Origin of the sequence: Lysobacter capsici, from assembly GCF_014779555.2 — a bacterium.
GTDB classification, from domain to species: Bacteria; Pseudomonadota; Gammaproteobacteria; order Xanthomonadales; family Xanthomonadaceae; genus Lysobacter; species Lysobacter capsici.
The window spans coordinates 5,671,529-5,690,722 of the sequence record NZ_CP094357.1 but is presented as its reverse complement, the minus strand read 5'-3'; the positions used below and the strand labels follow the sequence as shown (position 1 = coordinate 5,690,722).

Genomic DNA, 19,194 nt, shown 5'->3' with positions numbered 1-19,194 from the left:
CGCGGCGGTCTGGGCCAAGCGCCGAAGGTCATGTGGGTGGATCAAGGGAGAGCGGCCCTCACCCCAACCCCTCTCAGCTCTGCACTCCCTTCGGTCGCCGCAAGCGGGAGGGGGGCTAAAGCAATTTCAAGCAACAACGGCGTCCTGCTTGCCTCCCTCTCCCTCTCCCTCTCCCGCTTGCGGGAGAGGGTTGGGGTGAGGGTCGCGCGTGACCTCAGCGCTTCAAGCACCGATCAAAAAAATCCTCGGTCAAGCGAAACCGATGCAGATTGTCGCGCCCGCGCAAGCCGTGCTTCGCACCCGGATACGTCATCAACTCGAACGGCTGCCCCCGCTGCTGCAAGGCGCTCATCAACACGGTGGAATTGGTGAACAGCACGTTGTCGTCGGCCATGCCGTGGATCAGCAGCAGCTTGGAGGTCAAGCCGTCCAGATGCTCGAGCACGCGCCCTTCGCGATAGCCATCGGGGTTGCTCTTCGGCAGGCCCATGTAACGCTCGGTGTAATGGCTGTCGTACAGGCCCCAATCGGTGACCGGCGCGCCGGCGACGCCGCAGGCGTAGGCGTTGCTCGCCTTCGCCAGCAGCATCAGGGTCATGTAGCCGCCGTTCGACCAGCCGTACACGCCGATCTTGTCGCCATCGACCCACGGCTGCGACTTCAACCACTCCACGCCCTTGAGCTGATCGGCCACTTCGACCGTGCCCTGCTTGCGATACAGCGCGCCACCGAACGCCGCGCCGCGCCGCGGCGTGCCGCGGTTGTCGACCGAGAACACCACATAGCCGTGCTGCGCGAGGTACTGATTGAAATCCGGCGACCACACCCGCTTGACCGTCTGCGAGGCCGGGCCGCCGTACACGTTGACCACCACCGGATAGCGCTTGCCCGCATCGAACCCGCTGGGCTTGATCAGGCTGTAGTGCAGCGCGGTCTTGCCGTCGGCGGCCTGGATTTCGCCGTATTCGATCGGCCGCTGCGCGGCGCGGTACGGCGCGAACGGATGCTTGGCGTCGTCGAGATCGTTGGCGATCAACGCGGCGATGCGGGTGCCGTCGTTGCGGTACAGCTCCAGTTGCGGCGGCGTGGTCGGGTTCGACCAGGCATCGACGAACACGCTGGCGTTGAGGGCGAAGCTCGGGCTGTGATAACCGTCGGCCTTGCTGATGCGCTCGATCGCGCCGCCGCTCAGCGGCACGCGATACACCTGCGAATCCAGCGGCGAATCCTTGCCCGCGGCGAAGTACACCTGGCCGGCGTCTTCATCGACCGCGAGCACGGTGTCCACCGGCCATTCGCCCGAAGTCAGCGCCTGCGCCTGCTTGCCGTCGGCCGAGAGCAGGTACAGATGTTCGTAACCGCTGCGCTCGCTGTTCCACAGGATGCGGTCGTCCTTGAGGAAGCGCAGATCGTTGTGCAGCGGCACCCAGGTCTTGGAGGTTTCGGTGATCAGCGTGCGTTGCTTGCCGCTGCGCAGATCGGCTTCGATCAATTCGAGTTTGTGCTGGTCGCGCGACTGGCGCTGGAAGGTGACGCGGTCGGCGTCGCGCCAATCCACGCGCGCCAGATAGATGTCCTGTTCCTTGCCCAGGTCGATCTCGCTCGGCGCGGCGGCCTGCGCGCCGACGCGCGCGACCAGCAGGCGCACGCGCACGTTGGGATCGCCCGCGGCCGGATAGCGCTGCTCGACCACGTCGGTGCGATCGGGATAGACCTCGTAGCGCTTTTGCACCGGCACCGGCGATTCGTCGATGCGCGCGAACGCGATCGCCGAATCGTCGGGCGCCCACCAGTAACCGGTGTGACGGTCCATTTCCTCGTCGGCGACGAATTCGGCCACGCCGTTGCCGATGATGTCGCTGCCGTCCTTCGTAAGCTGCGTCGCCTTGCCGTCGGCCAGATCGATCACCCACAGGTTGCGCTCGCGCACGAAGCTGACGAAGCCGCCCTTGGGCGACAGCTTGGGATCGGTGGCGAAGCCTTCGCCGTGGGTGAGCTTGCGCACCGCGGCCTTGCCGGTCTTGGCCAGGTCGTACAGGTACAGCTCGCCGCCGAGCGGAAACAGCAGGCGCTTGCCGTCGGGCGACCACTGGTAATCGACGATGCCCGACAGCGCGGCGATGCGCTGGCGTTCGCGGCGCGCCTTCTCGGCGTCGCTGAGCACTTCCGCGCCCGGCAGCACGTCGTCGGAATCGACCAGCAGCGTGGTCTTGCCGCTGGCGATGTCGTAGGCCCACAGATCCAGGCGGTTCTTGTCGCGGGCCTTGCCGCGCAGGAAACCGACCCGGCTGCCGTCCGGCGCGATCTTCGGCTTGACCAGGCTGGGGCCGGACAGCGGCGCGTCGCCGGTGAGCGCTTCAAGCGTCAAGCGGCCGGCGACGGGTGCGGCCGGAGCAGCGAAGGCGGGGGTGGTCAGCGACATGGCGAGCAGGCACAAGGCAAGGCGGGTGGTCTTCATCAGGGCGATCGGTCCGGGACGTGCTGCGGGTGAGGCATCAGGTGGGCTGCGCCGGCGAGCCGAACAGATGGCGGCGCATTTCATCGGTCATGGTCTTGTCGGCGCGGTACACCTTGCCCATTTCGTAGGCCCGCTGGAAGGCCGGGCGCGCGGCCAGTTCGTCGTGCCAGCGCTGCACGTTCGGATAGCGGGCCAAGTCGACATGGTGCCATGCGTGTTCGTGGGCCCAGGGGTGGCAGGCGAAATCGGCGAGGCTGAGTGTATCGGCGGCGATGAACTCGCGCCCGGCCAGACGCCGGTCGAGCACGCCGTACAGGCGCTCGGTCTCGCGCTGGTAGCGGTCGATCGCGTATGGCACCTGCTCGGGCGCGTAGCGGGTGAAATGGTGATTCTGGCCGAGCATCGGGCCGTAGCCGCCGACCTGCCAGAACAGCCATTCGTTGACTTCGACCTGGCCGCGCACGTCGCCGGGCGAGAAGCGGCCGGTCTTGGCCGCCAGATACTGCAAAATCGCGCCGGATTCGAAAACGCTGATCGCCGCGCCGCCATCCGACGGCGCATGGTCGACGATCGCGGGCATGCGGTTGTTCGGCGAAATCGCCAGGAATTCGGGCTTGAACTGATCGCCCGCGCCGATATCGACCGGCTTGATCGAATACTCCAGCGCCGCGCCGGCCTCGTTGGCCTCTTCCAGAAACAAGGTGATCTTGTGGCCGTTGGGCGTGGGCCAGTAATGCAGGTCGATCATGGGATGCGCTCCGCGGAGAAAGCCTGGAGTGTAAGTGCGCCCGCTCGCGCGCCGCCGCCGCGCCGATGGAATGGCGTGTGCCGCAAACCGCGCCGAGGCGGGCCTTGCAAGGGTTTCGCGCCAGTGAAAACGCCGCGCAGATGAACCCTCGGGTGGCCCCGACGTGGCGATGTCACCCCCGGGCGGCTACTCTTGGCCGCCTGTACCGTCTTCACATTCACGAGTTCCGCATGACCGATCCCAAGATCAACCGACTCAACCCCCTGCCGGCCCTGATCTTCAGTTCGCGCTGGCTGCAGCTGCCGCTGTACCTGGGCCTGATCGTCGCCCAGGGCGTCTACGTGTTCCAGTTCGTCAAGGAACTGGTCCACCTCGTGCAGGATGCGACGACCCTGACCGAGCAGGGCATCATGCTGATCGTGCTGGGTCTGATCGACGTGGTGATGATCTCCAACCTGCTGGTGATGGTGATCGTCGGCGGCTACGAGACCTTCGTGTCGCGCCTGCATCTGGAAGGCCATCCCGATCAGCCCGAATGGCTGAGCCACGTCAACGCGAGCGTGCTCAAGGTCAAGCTGGCGATGGCGATCATCGGCATCTCCTCGATCCACCTGCTCAAGACCTTCATCGGCGCCGGCAACCTCGGCCTGCCGTTGTGCGGCTCACCCGAAGCGTTCACCGCGGCGCAGGCGGCGGCCCAGGCCACCGCGAACGGCGTCGCCAACGCGACCGCGCGCTGCTCGGAGCTGACCTCCGAAGGCGTGATGTGGCAGTCGCTGATCCACTTCCTGTTCATCATCTCGGCGATCGGCATCGCCTGGACCGACAAGCTGATGAGCACCACGGTGGCCAAGCCCGGCAAGAACGCGCACTGACGCGGCGACGAGCGCGACGCGGGCTGCGACCCGCGCGCGCGGCCGGAACGAGGTTGGTGATATCGAAGAGCCCGGGGCCTGCGCCTCGGGCTCTTTCGTTTGCGCGGTCGGAATGCGATCGGAGCGTGTGAACGCGATCACTCGCCGGGTTGAGGCGAGCGCGGCGCCATGATCGCGCGTCGCAGCCGCAGCGCATCGGGCCGGTCCGAGAAGCGCAGTTCGCCGTTGTCCGCGCGCTGCAGGCCCAGCGCGCGATAGGCCTCGTCCTGCGAGGGGAAGTCCTGCATCGCGGCGTAGCGGCGGTACAGACGGGCGAGCACGCCGTTGCCGCCGGCGCGATCGAGCGCGGCGACGAACTCCTGCGGTTCCAGCTGCGTATTGCCGTCAAGGCAGCAGCGCGTATACGCGGCGAGCACGCGGTCCAGGTCGGTGCGCTGTTCGCGGCGCAGGGCCAAGTCGGCGTCGAGCCAGAACGCCGCGCCGGCCCAATAAACGCGCATGGTGCTGCCGCGGTTGCGGCCGATCTGGTCCATGCGCGCGCCCGCGCCGACCTTGCGGCCACGCTGGAACCCGGCTTCGATCCGGCGCCAGGCCTCGTCGCCGTCGAGCAGGCCGGCGCGCGCGCGCGACACGTTCTGGTAGTAGCTGGCCAGGCCCTCGGCCAGCCAGCGGCCGTCGTCGCCGAGGTAGGGATGCATCAGGTGCGAGAGCTCGTGCACGGCGGTCCAGTCGTCGCGCAATTCCTGATAAGTCGCGTCGTCGCGCACGTACAGCAGCACCGAGACGCCGTCGTCGCGGCGGGTCTGGCCCCACGGCACCGGGCTGGAATCGCGGCCGCGCCGCGGCACCAGGCGGATGCGCACCAGCGCGTCGCGCAGCGGGAACCGGCCCGAGGAGGTCAATGCGGCGTTCGCGCATTCGCCGATCCAGCGGCGCAGCTGCGCGACGCGCGCGACGTCGGGCGGGTTCTCGATGCGCACCCGCAGACGGGTGTCGCCGGCGCGGATCGTCCATTCGGCGGTCGGATCGGCCGGATCGGCGGCGAGGTTCGCGGCATTTGTCGCGGCGGCGGACTCGGCCGCGTGCACCGGCCGTGCCGCGCCGGCGCAAACGAGCAAACTCAGCAAGGCTGCGGCGCGGACGGACATGATCGGCATTGGAACTCCATCGGACGGGAAGGTTCCCGCGGCATCGCCGGTACAATGGGGCGATGGACGTATCGCACCTGCTCGACGCACTCAATCCGGCCCAGCGCGAAGCCGTTTCGGCGCCCGCCGGCCATTATCTGGTCCTCGCGGGCGCCGGCAGCGGCAAGACCCGCGTGCTGACCCACCGCATCGCCTGGCTCAACGAAGTCTTCGGCGTGCCCAACCACGGCATCCTCGCGGTGACGTTTACCAACAAGGCGGCCGGCGAGATGCGAGCGCGCGTCGACGCGCAGCTGCCGCGCGGCGCGCGCGGCATGTGGATCGGCACCTTCCATGGCCTGGCCCATCGCCTGCTGCGCCTGCACTGGCAGGAGGCCAAGCTGCCCGAAGGCTTCCAGGTGCTCGACAGCGACGATCAGCTGCGCCTGGTCAAGCGCGTGGTGCAGGCGTTGGAGCTGGACGAAACCCGCTTCCCGCCGCGCCAGATCGCCTGGTGGATCAACGCGCAGAAGGACGAGGGCCGGCGCCCGCGCAACATCCAGCCGGCCAACGACGATTGGGCCGACGTGATGCTGCGCTGTTACGAGGCCTATCAGGAGCGCTGCGAGCGCGCCGGTCTGGTCGATTTCGCCGAGCTGCTGCTGCGCGCGCATGAACTGCTGCGCGACAACCCGGCCTTGCTCACTCACTACCGGACCCGTTTCCGCGAGATCTTGGTCGACGAATTCCAGGACACCAACGCGATCCAGTATGCCTTCGTGCGCGTGCTGGCCGGCGACAGCGGCCATGTGTTCGTGGTCGGCGACGACGATCAGGCGATCTACGGCTGGCGCGGCGCCAAGGTCGAGAACGTGCAGAAATTCCTGCGCGATTTCCCCGGCGCGCAGACCATCCGCCTGGAGCAGAACTACCGCTCCAGCGCCAACATCCTCGACGCCGCCAACGCGGTCATCGCTCACAACCCCGACCGCCTGGGCAAGAAACTGTGGACCGACACCGGCCACGGCGAGCCGATCGATCTGTACGCGGCTTACAACGAGATGGACGAGGCGCGGTTCGTGATCGAGCGCCTGCGCCAGTGGGTGCGCGACGGCGGCAGCTACGGCGACGTGGCGATCCTCTACCGCAGCAACGCGCAATCGCGCGCCTACGAAGAAGCCTTGTTGTCCGAACAGGTGCCGTACCGCGTGTACGGCGGCCAGCGCTTCTTCGAGCGCGCCGAAATCAAGGACACGCTGGCCTATCTGCGCCTGCTGACCAACCGCGCCGACGACGCCGCGTTCGAACGCGCGGTCAACACCCCGACCCGCGGCATCGGCGACCGTACCCTGGACGAAGTGCGCAAACGCGCGCGCGCCGAGGCGGTGTCGCTGTGGGACGCGGTGCGGCTGGTGGCGGCCGAGAACGTGCTCGCCGCGCGCGCGCGCAATGCGCTGGCCGGGTTCATGGCGCTGATCGAAGCGCTCGAGAGCGATGTCGTCGACATGCCGCTGCCGGAGAAGATCGACCACGTGCTGCAACGCTCGGGCTTGCGCGATCACTACGCCAACGAGTCGCGCGGCCAGCTCGATTCGCGCACCGACAACCTCGACGAACTGGTCTCGGTCGCCTCGCGCTTCAGCCGCAGCGACGAAGACGAAGCCGCGGCGATGCCGGAACTGATCGCCTTCCTCAGCTACGCCGCGCTCGAGGCCGGCGAAGGCCAGGCCCAGGCCGGCGAGGACGGCGTGCAGCTGATGACCTTGCACAGCGCCAAGGGCCTGGAGTTTCCGCTGGTGTTCCTCGGCGGCCTGGAAGAGGGGCTGTTTCCGAGCAGCCGTTCGACCGAGGAGTCCGGTCGGCTGGAAGAGGAGCGGCGCCTGGCGTACGTCGGCATCACCCGTGCGCGCGAAAAATTGGTGCTGAGCTACGCCGAAACCCGGCGCATCCACGGCATGGAGACCTACGGCTCGCCGTCGCGCTTCCTGCGCGAGATTCCGAGCCAGTTGCTGCACGAGGTGCGGCCGAAGGTGCAGGTGTCGCGGCCGATGTACAACAACTCAGGGCGTCGCGACGGCGGCGGCCTTAACCGCGGCCACGCGGCGATCGAAGCGCCGCCGGTCAAGCTGGGCGCGCAGGTGCGTCATGCGAGTTTCGGCACCGGCACGGTCACCGATTACGAAGGCAGCGGCGCGCATGCGCGGGTGCAGGTGAATTTCGATGACGTCGGCAGCAAGTGGCTGGTGTTGGCGTATGCGAATCTGGTTCCGGCGTGAGGGCGTGAGGGCGTGAGGGCGTGAGGGCCTTGGGGCTGCGGGCGTCAGGACGTACGGAGTGAGGGCGAGAAGGGCGTAAGCGCGTGAGTTTGACCGCCCAGCTTATTGCCGGCTCCGAGGTGTGCGCTCAGTTCATAACGCCGGCTTGAGCCCGTCATCCCCGCGAAGGCGGGGATCCAGGGCTTCACCGCGACAGGACTCTGAAGTCTCTGGATCCCCGCCTTCGCGGGGATGACGGGTAGGTGAGTCGTGTCGAAAATCGGGTGGATGGGATGGCGATGAATTGATTCGTGCGGTCTGTTCCGTACGGCCTGATCCATATCGCGTGATTCGTGTCGTTAGATCAGCTTCATTCACCCGCGGCCCCTCAAGACCGTCATTCCCGCGAACGCGGGAATCCAGTGACTTTGACGCAACCTGCACGAAAGACGCTGGATGTTCGGCTTCGCCGAAGTAAAGCAGAGCCCGCGTTCGCGGGAATGACGATCCGAAGAATTCGGGATTGGTGGAGATAAAAGTGGATGCGGAAGTGGAGGCGAGAGTGATGTTTCGTCGCCCCCTCAACCTCCAACCTCATCCCTCAAAACGCATACCGCACAACCACCTGATACACCCGCCCAGCCTTCTCGCTCTCCCGCTCATACTCGTCGTACTCGCGATCGACCTGCTCCGCGAGCGTATTGAACTTGTTGAACGCCTCATCCTTCGACGCGTTCAAAAGATTCGAACCGGTCAGCCGCACCGCGACCCGCGAGCCGAAGCGCTTCTCGACGAAAGCTTCCAGATCGGCGCCGTAATGGGTCGACACTTCCTCGCCGAGCAGGCGCGAATAGGCATCGCCCTGGCGCCGGTAACTCGCGCCGAACGACATCCCCAGCGACGGCAGGTCCTGGATGAAACCGACGTTGAGCACCGAGCTGGGCTGGTTGTTGAAACGGCGCCGGCCGAAATCGTCGTCGACTTCGCTGTCGAGCCACGAGTAATTGAGGAACACGCCGGTGTCGGGCAGGCCCAGGGCGGTCAACGGCGTCGACAGGTCGAATTCGGCGCCGTAGACGCGCGCGTCGCCGACGTTGGCGGCGGTGAACACGAAGCTGTCCGGATCCAGTACCGGGTAGCCCGGCGTGCCCGGGCCGGCGCCCGGGTTCTCGTCGAGGAACTCTTCGATCGCATCCTCATGATCGTCCAGCGCGGTCGCGCTAGGCCGGCCGGTGCCGACGATTTCGATCAGGTCGCGCACCTTGCGGTAGAACAGGTTGATCCCGACCACGCCTCGCTTGCCGAGCCGGCGCTCGTAGCCCAGGTCCAGGCCCCATGCGGTTTCCGGTCGCAGCGCGGGATTGCCGAGGAAATCGTTGTCGCCGTATTCCTCTTCCAAAGTCAGCGGAAGCAGTTGATCGAAATTCGGGCGGCGCACCGTGCGCGCGAGCGATGCGCTGAGCCGGTCGTGCTCGGTCAGGTTGTAGCGCAGATGCGCGGACGGCAGCAGCAGGCCGTAATCCTTCTGGTCGCGACGTCTGTCGTCGCCTTCTTCGGCGCTGCTGACGATCTTCGAACGCGTGGTCTCGTAGCGCAGGCCGGTTTCCCAGTCGATCCGTTCGTGCTTGCCGGAAAACATCAGGTACGGGTCGATCCGGCGCTCCTCGATGCGGCTGCGCTGGACACTGAAATCCTCGTAGGGCGGCAACGGCTCGCCTTCGTCCTCGGCTTCGACCTCGCTGGTGCGCAATGAAGTCTTGCGGCGCTTGTCCAGCCCGTCGACGCCGAATTCCATCTTCGCCGCGCCGAGCGCGCGCGTATGCGCGAGCTTGAAGCTCAGCTCGCTATCGCGGGTGTCGCCGAGGATGCGGGTGCCTTCGAAGCCATCGAACGAGGGCGGCGTGTCTTCGTCGTCGTAGCCGATCTCCTGCTCGGTGTCGAAGCGCTTGTCGTCGAAGCGCGCATAACCCAGGTCGATCTCACTGCGGCCGCCGGCCATGTCGAAGGCGTAGCTCGCATTGAGCGTGGCGTTGCGCTGCTTGATGTCGACTTTCTGGTCGTTGACCGACAGCAGATGATCGCGCGCGCGGGTGGCCGGGTCGTTGTACTCCAGCGAGTGCTCGGTCTCGGTGCGGTCGGTGCGCACATAGAAGCCGTCCAGGCTCAGCTTGCCGGTGCCGATCTCGCGGCTGTAGGACAGGTTGCCGGAGTAGTCGGTGCCGTCGCGTACGTCGCTCTGGTCTTCGCGGTCGACGAAATCGCCGTCGGGCGCGTCGAAGCGATCGCTGCGCTTGCGCTTGGGATTATGGCGGCCCTGCACGTTGACGCCGCCGAGCAGGCGGCCGCCGGCGACATCGCCACTGCCGACCGCGCCGAACACCGGCTTGACCTCGCCGTCGTCGAAGTAGGCCGCGCCGGTGCGCAGATAGCCGCCGTCGAACTGGTAGGCGTCGCGCAGCACGATGTTGAGCGCGCCGGCCACCGCGTCGCCGGAGCGGTTCGCGCTGGGGCTGCGGATGATTTCGATGCGTTCGACCAGTTCGGCCGGGATGCGGTCGACATAGAACGAACGATCGCCGCCGGCGCCGGGCACTTTCTTGCCGTTGATCAGGATCTGGGTGTAGCCCGGGTCCAGGCCACGCAGACGCGCGCCGTCGAATTCGAGCACGTCGGACACGAACCCCACGCTCGGCACGCGCTTGAGCATGTCGCCCACGGTCAGCGGTTCGAAACGCTGGAAGTAGTCCAGGCCGTAGCTCAGGGTCGGCGCGGTCGCCTCGCTGCGGTCGCGGTAGGCGATATCGCCGGTGACGGTGACGCGATCGAGCTCGGTCGCCGCGTCGCTCGCGCCGCCGGGGCCGGCCGGCGCGAGCGTATCGATCGCGAGCGCCGGGCCGGCGAGCGCGGCCAACAGCGCGGCGCTGAGTGCGCGATGGTGAAGCGAGGGACGTCGCGGACTGCGCATGGTGTTCGCCGGTGAAGAGTTGGCGAACGTTGTAAGTCCGGGCAATGGCAGGACGATGACGGCCGGCGCACTTTGTCGCTTTTGCGTTGGCCGCCGTCGCGCGCTGTGTCATCAATTATGCATGTGACGGTTCTATAACAGCCGCTGGGGAACCTGTGAATTCGAGCACGCCGATGCGTCCAACTGTATGTGTGTCCGTCCTGTTGCCGGTGTTGCTGGCGTTGTCCGCTTGCGCGACGCCCGAGACACCGCGCGTCTCCGAACCGGCCACGCCGCTGGTCGAGCGCGCGCCCGACCAGCGCGAACCCGACGAGCAGGCCGGCGCCGATCCGCTGCTGTCGCGTGCCGGCATCGCCCATCAGGTCGTCGAAGAAGCCTTCGTGACCCCGGCCACGCCGCAAGACAATATCGATTCGCCCGCGGTGTGGCGCGCGCCCAACGGCCGCTTGTGGCTGCTGGCGACGGCCAAGCAGGGCGGCGCGCTGACGATCTACGACGGCGACGACGGCCGCGCGGTCGGCCGCTTCGGCCGCGAAGGCGATGCGCTCGGCGAATTCCGCCGGCCCAACGGCATCGCCGTGCTCGGCGATCTGGCGTTCGTGGTCGAACGCGACAACCGCCGCGTGCAGGTGCTGTCGCTGTCGATGCCGGTCGCGACCAGTCGCGCGGTCGGGGTCGCCGACACGCGCGCGCCGCGACTGCGCGCGCTGATGAGTTTCGGTCAGCAGCAACTGCAACAGCCGTATGGCTTGTGGGTGCGCGCGCTCGGCCCGCAGCAACTCGAAGTGATCGTCACCGACGCCTACATGGCCGGCGAGGACGCCGACGGCAATGAAATTCCGCCGCCGCTGGCGCAACTCGGCCGGCGCATGCAGCGCTATCGCCTGCAACTCGGCGCCGGCGCGCCGGTCGCGCAGCATGTCGCGGCGTTCGGCGACACCAGCGCGGCCGGCGCGATCCGCGTGCCCGAGTCGATCTGGGGCGATCCCGCGCACGACCGCCTGCTGATCGCCGAGGAAGATCTCGCCACCGGCACCGCGGTGCGCGACTACCGCCTCGACGGCCGTTATCGCGGCCAGACCATCGGCCAGGACCTGTTCAAAGCCCAGGCCGAAGGCATCGCGTTGTGGCAGTGCGACGACGGCAGCGGTTACTGGATCGCCACCGACCAGTTCAAGGACCGCAGCGTGTTCCATGTGTTCGACCGCGCCAGCCTGCGCCACCTGGGCGCCTTCGCCGGCAAGACCGTCGGCAACACCGACGGCGTGTGGCTGCAGCAGAACGGCTCAGTGCGTTTCCCTGACGGCGTGTTCTACGCGGTCCACGACGATCAGGCGGTCGGCGCGTTCGACTGGCGCGATGTGGCTCGGGCCTTGGGCTTGCGCAGCCGCTGCTCGGGCTGAGGCCCGGGAGCAGAGAAAAAGAGTGCAGAGCAGTGAGGAACGAGTAAGAGCCGCTGTTACTCGTTTCTCACCCCTCTGCACTCGTTCCTGCCTTACCGATCGGTGAGCTTGAACGACTTCACCAGCAAATCGAAGCCCGGCTGAGTCCGGGCCAGGTCCTCGTCCGCGCTCTGGGTGATCAGGAACGCGCTGCGATGCGCGCCGGTGATCTTGCGGTACTCGCGCAGGTGCGGAACCTTCACCCCGGCCAGGCTGACGGTGTAGTGCTCGCGGATCGTGCCTTCGGCGAAGCGCGACAGGTCGAAACGGGTCTCGCGGCGCAGCACCGACGGCGTCTGCTTGTCGGCCTCGGCGGAAAAATCGCGAGCGAAGGTTTCCAGTTCCAGCCCGCGGTCGGCCTGCACGATCGCGATGAAGATCGCCGAGCCGGGGCTTTCCACGGTCAGGTAATGCGAGCCGGCGACGCGCTGGTCGTCGCTGACTTTCCAGTTGCCCGGAAGCTGCACGTGGACGCCGAGCCGGTCGTAGGGCTTGGGCGCCGACACGTTCGCGGCCGGTTCGCCGCAGCCGGCGAGCAGCAGGGCCAGGCCGGCGGCCAGCCAGCCGCTGGCGACACGATGTACTGCGCGAGCATGAGCCATCGACATCCTCCTTATGTCGTCCCCCTGTGGACTCGGCCCACCCTAGCAGCCCATTGCGTCGCGCGCGTGTGCCGCCGCGCCGCGCGGGCGCCCGGGCACGACCAACGACACTGGGAACGGCGACCGCCGCCGGCCTAGGCTGCGGCTTCATGCCTGCCGAACGGGACCCACCGATGTCCGCACGTTTCGTCTTCGCCGCCGCGCTCGCCCTGTGCGTGCTGCCGTCATCCGTATCGCCGGCGCGCGCCGCCGACCTGCACGCCGATCCGCGCAATCTGCAACCCAAGGACCTGTTCGACCTGGAATGGGCCGACGCGCCGTCGATCTCGCCCGACGGCCGCCGCATCGTCTATCAGCGCAAGTTCTTCGACATCATGAAGGACCGGCGGCGCAGCAATCTGTGGCTGGTCGAGGCCGACAGCGGCAAGCAGCGGCCGCTGACCAGCGGCGCCTACGGCGACGGCGCCGCGGTGTGGTCGCCCAGTGGCGACCGCATCGCCTGGGTGTCCGACCGCGACGGTTCTGCGCAGATCTGGGTGCGCTGGATGGACAGCGGCCAGCAGTCGCCGATCAGCCGCCTGAGCGAAGGCCCGTCGAATCTGGCCTGGTCGCCGGACGGGCGCTGGATCGCCTTCACCCAGCACGTCGCCGCCGACACCACGCCGCTGGCCAAGCTGCCGGACAAGCCCGAGGGCGCGCAGTGGGCCGACGCGGTCAAGCTGATCGACCGGATGAACTACCGCGCCGACGGCGCCGGCTATCTCAAGCCCGGCTACGAGCACGTGTTCGTGATGCCGGCCGACGGCGGCACGCCACGCCAGATCACCCAGGGCGATTTCGATTACGAGGGCACCCCGGTGTGGAGCCGCGACGGCCGCTCGCTGTACGTGGTGTCCAATCGCGGCCCCGAGGCCGAATACCACCCGATCGACCAGGACATCTACCGCGTCGACGTGGCCAGCGGCGCGACCGTGGCGCTGACCGACCGGCGCGGCCCCGATGTGTCGCCGACCTTGTCGCCGGACGGGCGCCAGCTCGCCTACCTGGGTTACGACGATCGCAAGCTCGGTTATCAGGTCGCGCATCTGTACGTGCTCGATCTCGACAGCGGCGCGTCGCGCGCATTGACCGAGCGTTTCGATTACGAGATCGAGAACCCACGCTGGGACAGCGGCGGGCGCGGGCTGTATTTCGGCTACGACCGCGAAGGCGTGAGCCATCTGGGCTGGGTCGCGGCGAGCGGCGGCGCGGTCGAATCGGTCAGCGACGCGGTCGGCGGTACCGCGGTCGGCCGGCCCTACCCGGGCGGCAGTTTTTCGGTCGGCGGCGGCCGTGTCGCCTACACCCACGGCAGCGCGTCGCGCATGGCCGACGTGGCGGTGGTGGCGCGCGGCGGCAAGTCGCGGGTGTTGACCGACCTCAATGCCGACTCGCTGGCGCGCAAGCGGCTGGGCGAAGTCGAAACGCTGTGGACCAAGTCGTCGGCCGACGGCCTGTCGGTGCAGGCCTGGATCGTGAAACCGCCGCAGTACGAGGCCGGCAAGCGTTATCCGCTGCTGCTGGAAATCCATGGCGGCCCGTATGCGAACTACGGCCCGCGCTTCGCCGTGGAAACCCAGTTGTACGCCGCCGCCGGCTATGTGGTGCTGTACGTCAACCCGCGCGGCAGCACCAGTTATGGGCAGGCCTTCGCCGACCACATCCATCAGAACTATCCCAGCCACGATTACGACGATCTGATGAGCGCGGTCGACGCGACCATCGCCAAGGGCTATGTCGATCCGCAGCAGCTGTACGTCACCGGCGGTTCCGGCGGCGGCGTGCTGACCGCGTGGATCGTCGGCCACACCGATCGTTTCCGCGCCGCGGTGGTGGCCAAGCCGGTGATCAACTGGACCAGTTTCGCGCTGACCTCCGACGGCCCGTCCTACATCACCCAACACTGGTTCCCCGGCCCGCCGTGGCAGGCGCAGGAAAACTACTGGAAGCGTTCGCCGCTGGCCTACGTCGGCAACGTCACCACCCCGACCATGCTGATCACCGGCGAAAGCGACTACCGCACGCCGATCTCGGAGACCGAGCAGTACTACACCGCGCTCAAGCTGCATCGCGTCGACAGCGCGATGATCCGCATCCCCGGCGCCTCGCATGGGATCGGCGCGCGGCCTAGCGAAACGCTGGCGCAGGTGCTCAATACGCTGGGGTGGTTCGAGCGGTATCGCAATAAGCCCAGGGCGGAGAAACCCGCTGCCGGAACGGCTTTGCAGCCAGGCGATGGCGGCGCAACAGCGCGAACCGAGTAAGCGCGTCGGTCTCCCCGTCTCGCTGCGTCACAGTTCCCCCCCTTTGAAAAAGGGGGGTTAGGGGGGATTTGCTCTTCCCCGCAAGACCGACCGCTTCAACCGTTGGCGGCGCGAAAGCAAATCCCCCGCGCTACGATTTCTTTCGGCGCGGAAAGTACGCCGGGCGCTCGCCCCCTTTTTCAAAGTGGGCAACAGATCGTGGCTTCGTTGCTTCAGGCATCGTCGGGGGTTGAACAGCCCGCGTAACCGCAAGCAGGGATGCGAAGTCCAGCGCACTCGCGAACGCCGGCAATTCATCGCCATCAATCAGCAGCCCAGCCGATCGCCTGCGTCCGCGCCACTAATCCAGCTTCACCCCAAAATGAAACGCCTCGATCCGCAGCCGCTCGCGCAGATAAAACGCATGCGCGTCCTGCCGATGCGTGCCGGAGTCGAGCTGCAGCCGCACGCAGCCCAGTCGCTTGGCCTCGGCCTTGAGCCAATCCAGCATCGCCTTGCCGTAGCCCTGGCCGCGCACGGCCTCGTCGGTGATCAGGTCGTCGACGTAGACGTGCAGACCGACCGCGAGCATCTCCATGACCCGCCAGCACGCGAACGCGCGCGGCACGCCCTGGGCGTCGTAGGCCACCGTCGCGCGGCAGCCCTCGGCGATCTGGCGGTGCATCTGGGCGAGGAAGCGCGCTTCGTCGAATTCGGGGCGCAGTTGCGACACCACCGGCCATACCGCGCGCAGTTCGGTGTCGCCGACGATGGTGCGGATTTCGGCGGTTGTCATTGCAGAAGGCAGTGGGATCGGAGGGATCGAATCGGAGCGGTCGGACTAGAAATAGGACGCGCACCGGCGCAGCGCCGACGCGGCACCAACCGGTCGGCGCGTCGGCCGCGGCCTGCCGCGCATCACCAACTGAAGAGTTTGTAATACACCGGCGAGACCGTGCCTTCGCCCTTGCTGCTGTCGAGGCGGCCGTCGCCGTCGTTGTCGACCAGGTAATAGACCGGGCCGCGCGACGGGGTGACCTTGACCGCGCGCAGCTGGCCGCCGACCCGGTACTCCTCGACGGTATCGCCGTTCTCGACGCTGCGGGTGTAGACCTCGGCGCCCTTGAGCGCGGCGGTGGGGTCGTCGCTCGCGCCGCCCATGCTGGCGCAGCCGGCCATCAGGGCCGCGGCGGCGAGGGCGGTCAGGGCGGGGACGAGGGCGCGCAGGCGGCCGGTCGGGGCGTGCGGCGATGCGAGTGGGGCGCGCATGGCGAATCTCCGTGTATCAGGCCGTCAGCATACGCCGCGGCTGCGTTAAGCGTGTGCATCGGTTTGGCGGTCCGGCCGCGCCGCATTCATCGGCCGCGGGCGGGCCGCGTTCGCAGACCCGGCGACCGGGCAGCGTAGAATCGCGGGCATGAAAAGACTCGTCCTGATCGATGGTTCCAGCTACCTCTACCGCGCCTTCCATGCGCTGCCGCCGTTGACCAACGACGCCGGCGAGCCGACCGGCGCGCTGTTCGGCGTGGTCAACATGCTGCGCTCGACCCTGGCCGAACGCCCCGACTACGTGGCCTTCGTGGTCGACGCGCCCGGCAAGACCTTCCGCGACGACCTGGACCCGCAGTACAAGGCCAATCGTCCGCCGATGCCCGACGACCTGCGCGCCCAGGTGCTGCCGATGTGCGAGATCGTCGAGGCCCTGGGCATCCCGATCCTGCGCATCGACGGGGTCGAGGCGGACGACGTGATCGGCACCCTCGCGCTGCGCGCGGCCGGCGATGCGATCGACGTCACCATTTCCACCGGCGACAAGGATTTCGCCCAGTTGGTGCGGCCCGGCGTGGTGCTGGTCAACACCATGAGCGGCAGCCGCATGGATTCCGACGAGGCGGTGATCGCCAAGTTCGGCGTGCGTCCGAATCAGATCGTCGACCTGCTCTCGCTGATGGGCGACAGCGTCGACAACGTGCCCGGCGTGGAGAAATGCGGGCCGAAGACCGCGGCCAAGTGGCTGGCCGAGTACGACACCCTGGAAGGGGTGATCGCACACGCCGACCAGATCAAGGGCAAGATCGGCGAGAACCTGCGCGCGGTGCTGGGCCGGTTGCCGCTCAATCGCGAGCTGACCACGATCAAGACCGACGTCGAACTCGACCGCGTCCCGCAGCAGCTCGCCCTGCGCGAGCGCGACACCGAGGCGCTGCGCGCGCTGTACGCGCGCTACGGCTTCAAGCAGGCGCTGCGCGAGATCGAAGGCGCGGCGGCCACCACCGCCAACGAGATCGCCGCCGACCGCGCCGGCCTGCGCGCGACCGCGGCCGGCCACGCGCGTTCCAACGCGGCCGGCGAAACGCCCGACGCCGCGCTCTCGGCGAAGGGCGAGTACGAGGCGATCGTGACCCAGCCGCAGCTCGACGCGCTGGTCGCGGCGCTGCAGTCGAGCGAGGAATTCGCCTTCGACAGCGAAACCGATTCGCTCGACCCGATGATGGCCAATCTGGTCGGATTGAGTTTCGCGACCGAGCCCGGCCGCGCGGTGTATATCCCGCTGGCCCACGATTATCCCGGCGTGCCGGCGCAGCTCGATCGCCAGGCCGTGCTCGATGCATTGCGGCCGGTGTTCGCCGATCCGGCGCGGCGCAAGCTCGGCCAGCACGGCAAGTACGACCTGCACGTCCTGCGCCGGCATGGCCTGGACGTGCTCGGTTACGCCGACGACACCATGCTGGAGAGCTTCGTCTACAACGCCACCGGCAGCCGTCACGACATGGACTCGCTGGCCAAGCGTTACCTGGGTTACGACACGATCAAGTACGCCGATGTCGCCGGCAAGGGCGCCAAGCAGATCCTGTTCTCGCAGGTCGCTCTCGACGACGCGACCCGATACGCCGCTGAAGACGCCGACGTGACCTTGCGCCTGCACCGCGTGCTCGGCGCGCGTCTGGCCGCCGAGCCGGAGCTGGAAAAGGTCTACCGCGAGATCGAAATGCCGCTGGTGCCGGTGCTCGAACGCATCGAGGCCAACGGCGTGATGATCGACGGCGACGAACTGCGCCGGCAATCGCAGGACCTGGGCAAGCGCATGCTCGCCGCGCAGATCAAGGCCACCGAACTGGCCGGTCGGACCTTCAACCTGGATTCGCCCAAGCAGTTGCAGGCCTTGTTGTTCGACGAACTCAAATTGCCGGTGCTGGTGAAGACGCCGACCGGCCAGCCGAGCACCAACGAGGAAGCGCTCGAAGCGATCGCCGATCAGCACGAACTGCCGCGGGTGATTTTGGAATACCGCGGCTTGGCGAAACTGCGCAGCACCTACACCGACAAACTGTCGGAGATGGTCAATCCGCACACCGGCCGCGTCCACACCAGTTATCACCAGGCGGGCGCGGCGACCGGGCGCCTGGCGTCGAGCGATCCGAACCTGCAGAACATTCCGATCCGCACCGACGACGGCCGCCGCATCCGCCGCGCCTTCGTCGCGCCGGAAGGGCGGCGTCTGGTCGCCTGCGATTACTCGCAGATCGAACTGCGGATCATGGCCCACCTGTCGGAAGATCCGGGCCTGGTGCGCGCGTTCGAATCCGGCGCCGACGTGCATCGCGCGACCGCGGCCGAAGTGTTCGGCAAGAAGTCGCTCGAAGAGGTCAGCGCGAACGAACGGCGCGCGGCCAAGGCGATCAACTTCGGTCTGATGTACGGCATGAGCGCGTTCGGCCTGGCGCGTCAGCTCGGCATCGGCCGCGGCGAGGCGCAGGACTACATCGCGCTGTATTTCAGCCGTTATCCGGGCGTGCGCGATTTCATGGAGCGCACCCGTCAGGACGCGCGCGACAAGGGCTATGTCGAAACCGTGTTCGGCCGTCGCCTGTATCTGGAGAACATCAAGGCGTCGAACCAGGGCCTGCGCGCGGGCGCCGAACGCGCCGCGATCAACGCGCCGATGCAGGGCACCGCGGCCGACATCATCAAGCGCGCGATGATCGACATCGACGGCTGGCTGTCACAGCACGCCGACCGTGCCAAGATGATCCTGCAGGTGCACGACGAACTGGTGTTCGAGGTCGAGAGCGCATTCGCCGATACCTTGATCGCCCAGGCCTCACAGCGGATGGCGACCGCAGCCACACTTCGCGTTCCTCTGGTTGTTGACACCGGTATCGGTATTAACTGGGACGAAGCGCATTAAATATCGTGAAAGCCTTGATTTTGCTGGGTTTGGTAGAATGAATCGGTCCTGAATCCAACAATTTATTAACTCTGATCTTCACGAACTATCCATGTGCCAGGTGGTCATATAGGTCGCGACAGATGCAACGTCTGTCGCCGATCTCTCCCTCCCCTGGAGTGATCCCCCGGAGCGAACGCCCCCTCCCCAGGGCACGCTCCACCAGCCCCGCCGGCCCCCCCTGCCTGCGGGGCTTTTTATTTGTGTCGCCG

At 67.3% G+C, this 19,194-nt stretch carries 12 protein-coding genes; 5 read left to right on the top strand and 7 right to left on the bottom strand.

The window, feature by feature from the left end:
- Positions 1 to 214 precede the first annotated feature (214 nt).
- Positions 215 to 2,422 (bottom strand): S9 family peptidase, encoded by a 2,208-nt coding sequence (locus IEQ11_RS23365; RefSeq protein ID WP_228465029.1) that lies wholly within the window; start codon positions 2,420 to 2,422, stop codon positions 215 to 217.
- Positions 2,423 to 2,495: 73 nt separating this feature from the next.
- Positions 2,496 to 3,206, bottom strand: coding sequence for a glutathione binding-like protein (locus tag IEQ11_RS23360; protein WP_046658243.1), 711 nt, complete (start codon positions 3,204 to 3,206; stop codon positions 2,496 to 2,498).
- A gap of 230 nt (positions 3,207 to 3,436) precedes the next feature.
- Between IEQ11_RS23360 and IEQ11_RS23355 the strand changes: the two genes are divergently transcribed.
- Complete coding sequence (locus IEQ11_RS23355) at positions 3,437 to 4,081, top strand: TIGR00645 family protein (protein WP_036115130.1); 645 nt, start codon at positions 3,437 to 3,439, stop codon at positions 4,079 to 4,081.
- 137 nt (positions 4,082 to 4,218) lie between these two features.
- Here IEQ11_RS23355 and IEQ11_RS23350 read toward each other — a convergent pair whose 3' ends face one another.
- Positions 4,219 to 5,238 carry a M61 metallopeptidase family protein gene (locus tag IEQ11_RS23350; protein ID WP_191823643.1) on the bottom strand — a complete coding sequence of 340 codons (1,020 nt, stop codon included), beginning with the start codon at positions 5,236 to 5,238 and terminating at the stop codon, positions 4,219 to 4,221.
- A gap of 53 nt (positions 5,239 to 5,291) precedes the next feature.
- Here IEQ11_RS23350 and uvrD point away from each other — a divergent pair, with 53 nt between their 5' ends.
- Positions 5,292 to 7,484: a DNA helicase II gene (gene uvrD / locus IEQ11_RS23345; protein ID WP_036115128.1), complete on the top strand. Its 2,193-nt coding sequence runs from the start codon at positions 5,292 to 5,294 to the stop codon at positions 7,482 to 7,484.
- A gap of 580 nt (positions 7,485 to 8,064) precedes the next feature.
- Here uvrD and IEQ11_RS23340 read toward each other — a convergent pair.
- On the bottom strand, positions 8,065 to 10,428 hold the full coding sequence (locus IEQ11_RS23340; protein ID WP_191823644.1) for a TonB-dependent receptor plug domain-containing protein: 2,364 nt from the start codon (positions 10,426 to 10,428) through the stop codon (positions 8,065 to 8,067).
- 173 nt (positions 10,429 to 10,601) lie between these two features.
- On the opposite strand from IEQ11_RS23340, the gene IEQ11_RS23335 reads away from it, so the two are divergent.
- Positions 10,602 to 11,831, top strand: coding sequence for a phytase (locus IEQ11_RS23335; protein WP_425494656.1), 1,230 nt, complete (start codon positions 10,602 to 10,604; stop codon positions 11,829 to 11,831).
- Between the two features lie 92 nt (positions 11,832 to 11,923).
- On the opposite strand, the gene IEQ11_RS23330 is transcribed toward IEQ11_RS23335, so the two are convergent.
- Positions 11,924 to 12,472, bottom strand: a complete 549-nt coding sequence (locus IEQ11_RS23330; RefSeq protein WP_148650582.1) for a hypothetical protein — start codon at positions 12,470 to 12,472, stop codon at positions 11,924 to 11,926.
- A gap of 173 nt (positions 12,473 to 12,645) precedes the next feature.
- Between IEQ11_RS23330 and IEQ11_RS23325 the strand changes: the two genes are divergently transcribed.
- The gene (locus IEQ11_RS23325) at positions 12,646 to 14,775 is read left to right on the top strand and encodes a S9 family peptidase (protein ID WP_228465028.1); all 2,130 of its coding nucleotides are present in this window, start codon (positions 12,646 to 12,648) and stop codon (positions 14,773 to 14,775) included.
- 340 nt (positions 14,776 to 15,115) lie between these two features.
- Here the strand turns inward: IEQ11_RS23325 and IEQ11_RS23320 are convergent, their stop codons facing one another.
- Positions 15,116 to 15,550, bottom strand: coding sequence for a GNAT family N-acetyltransferase (locus IEQ11_RS23320; RefSeq protein ID WP_056110556.1), 435 nt, complete (start codon positions 15,548 to 15,550; stop codon positions 15,116 to 15,118).
- Between the two features lie 122 nt (positions 15,551 to 15,672).
- Positions 15,673 to 15,933 carry a DUF2782 domain-containing protein gene (locus tag IEQ11_RS23315; RefSeq protein ID WP_036115143.1) on the bottom strand — a complete coding sequence of 87 codons (261 nt, stop codon included), beginning with the start codon at positions 15,931 to 15,933 and terminating at the stop codon, positions 15,673 to 15,675.
- Between the two features lie 238 nt (positions 15,934 to 16,171).
- Between IEQ11_RS23315 and polA the strand changes: the two genes are divergently transcribed.
- Entirely contained in the window at positions 16,172 to 18,943 is a 2,772-nt protein-coding gene (gene polA, locus IEQ11_RS23310) for a DNA polymerase I (protein ID WP_191823646.1), read from the top strand.
- The last annotated feature ends 251 nt before the right edge of the window (positions 18,944 to 19,194 follow it).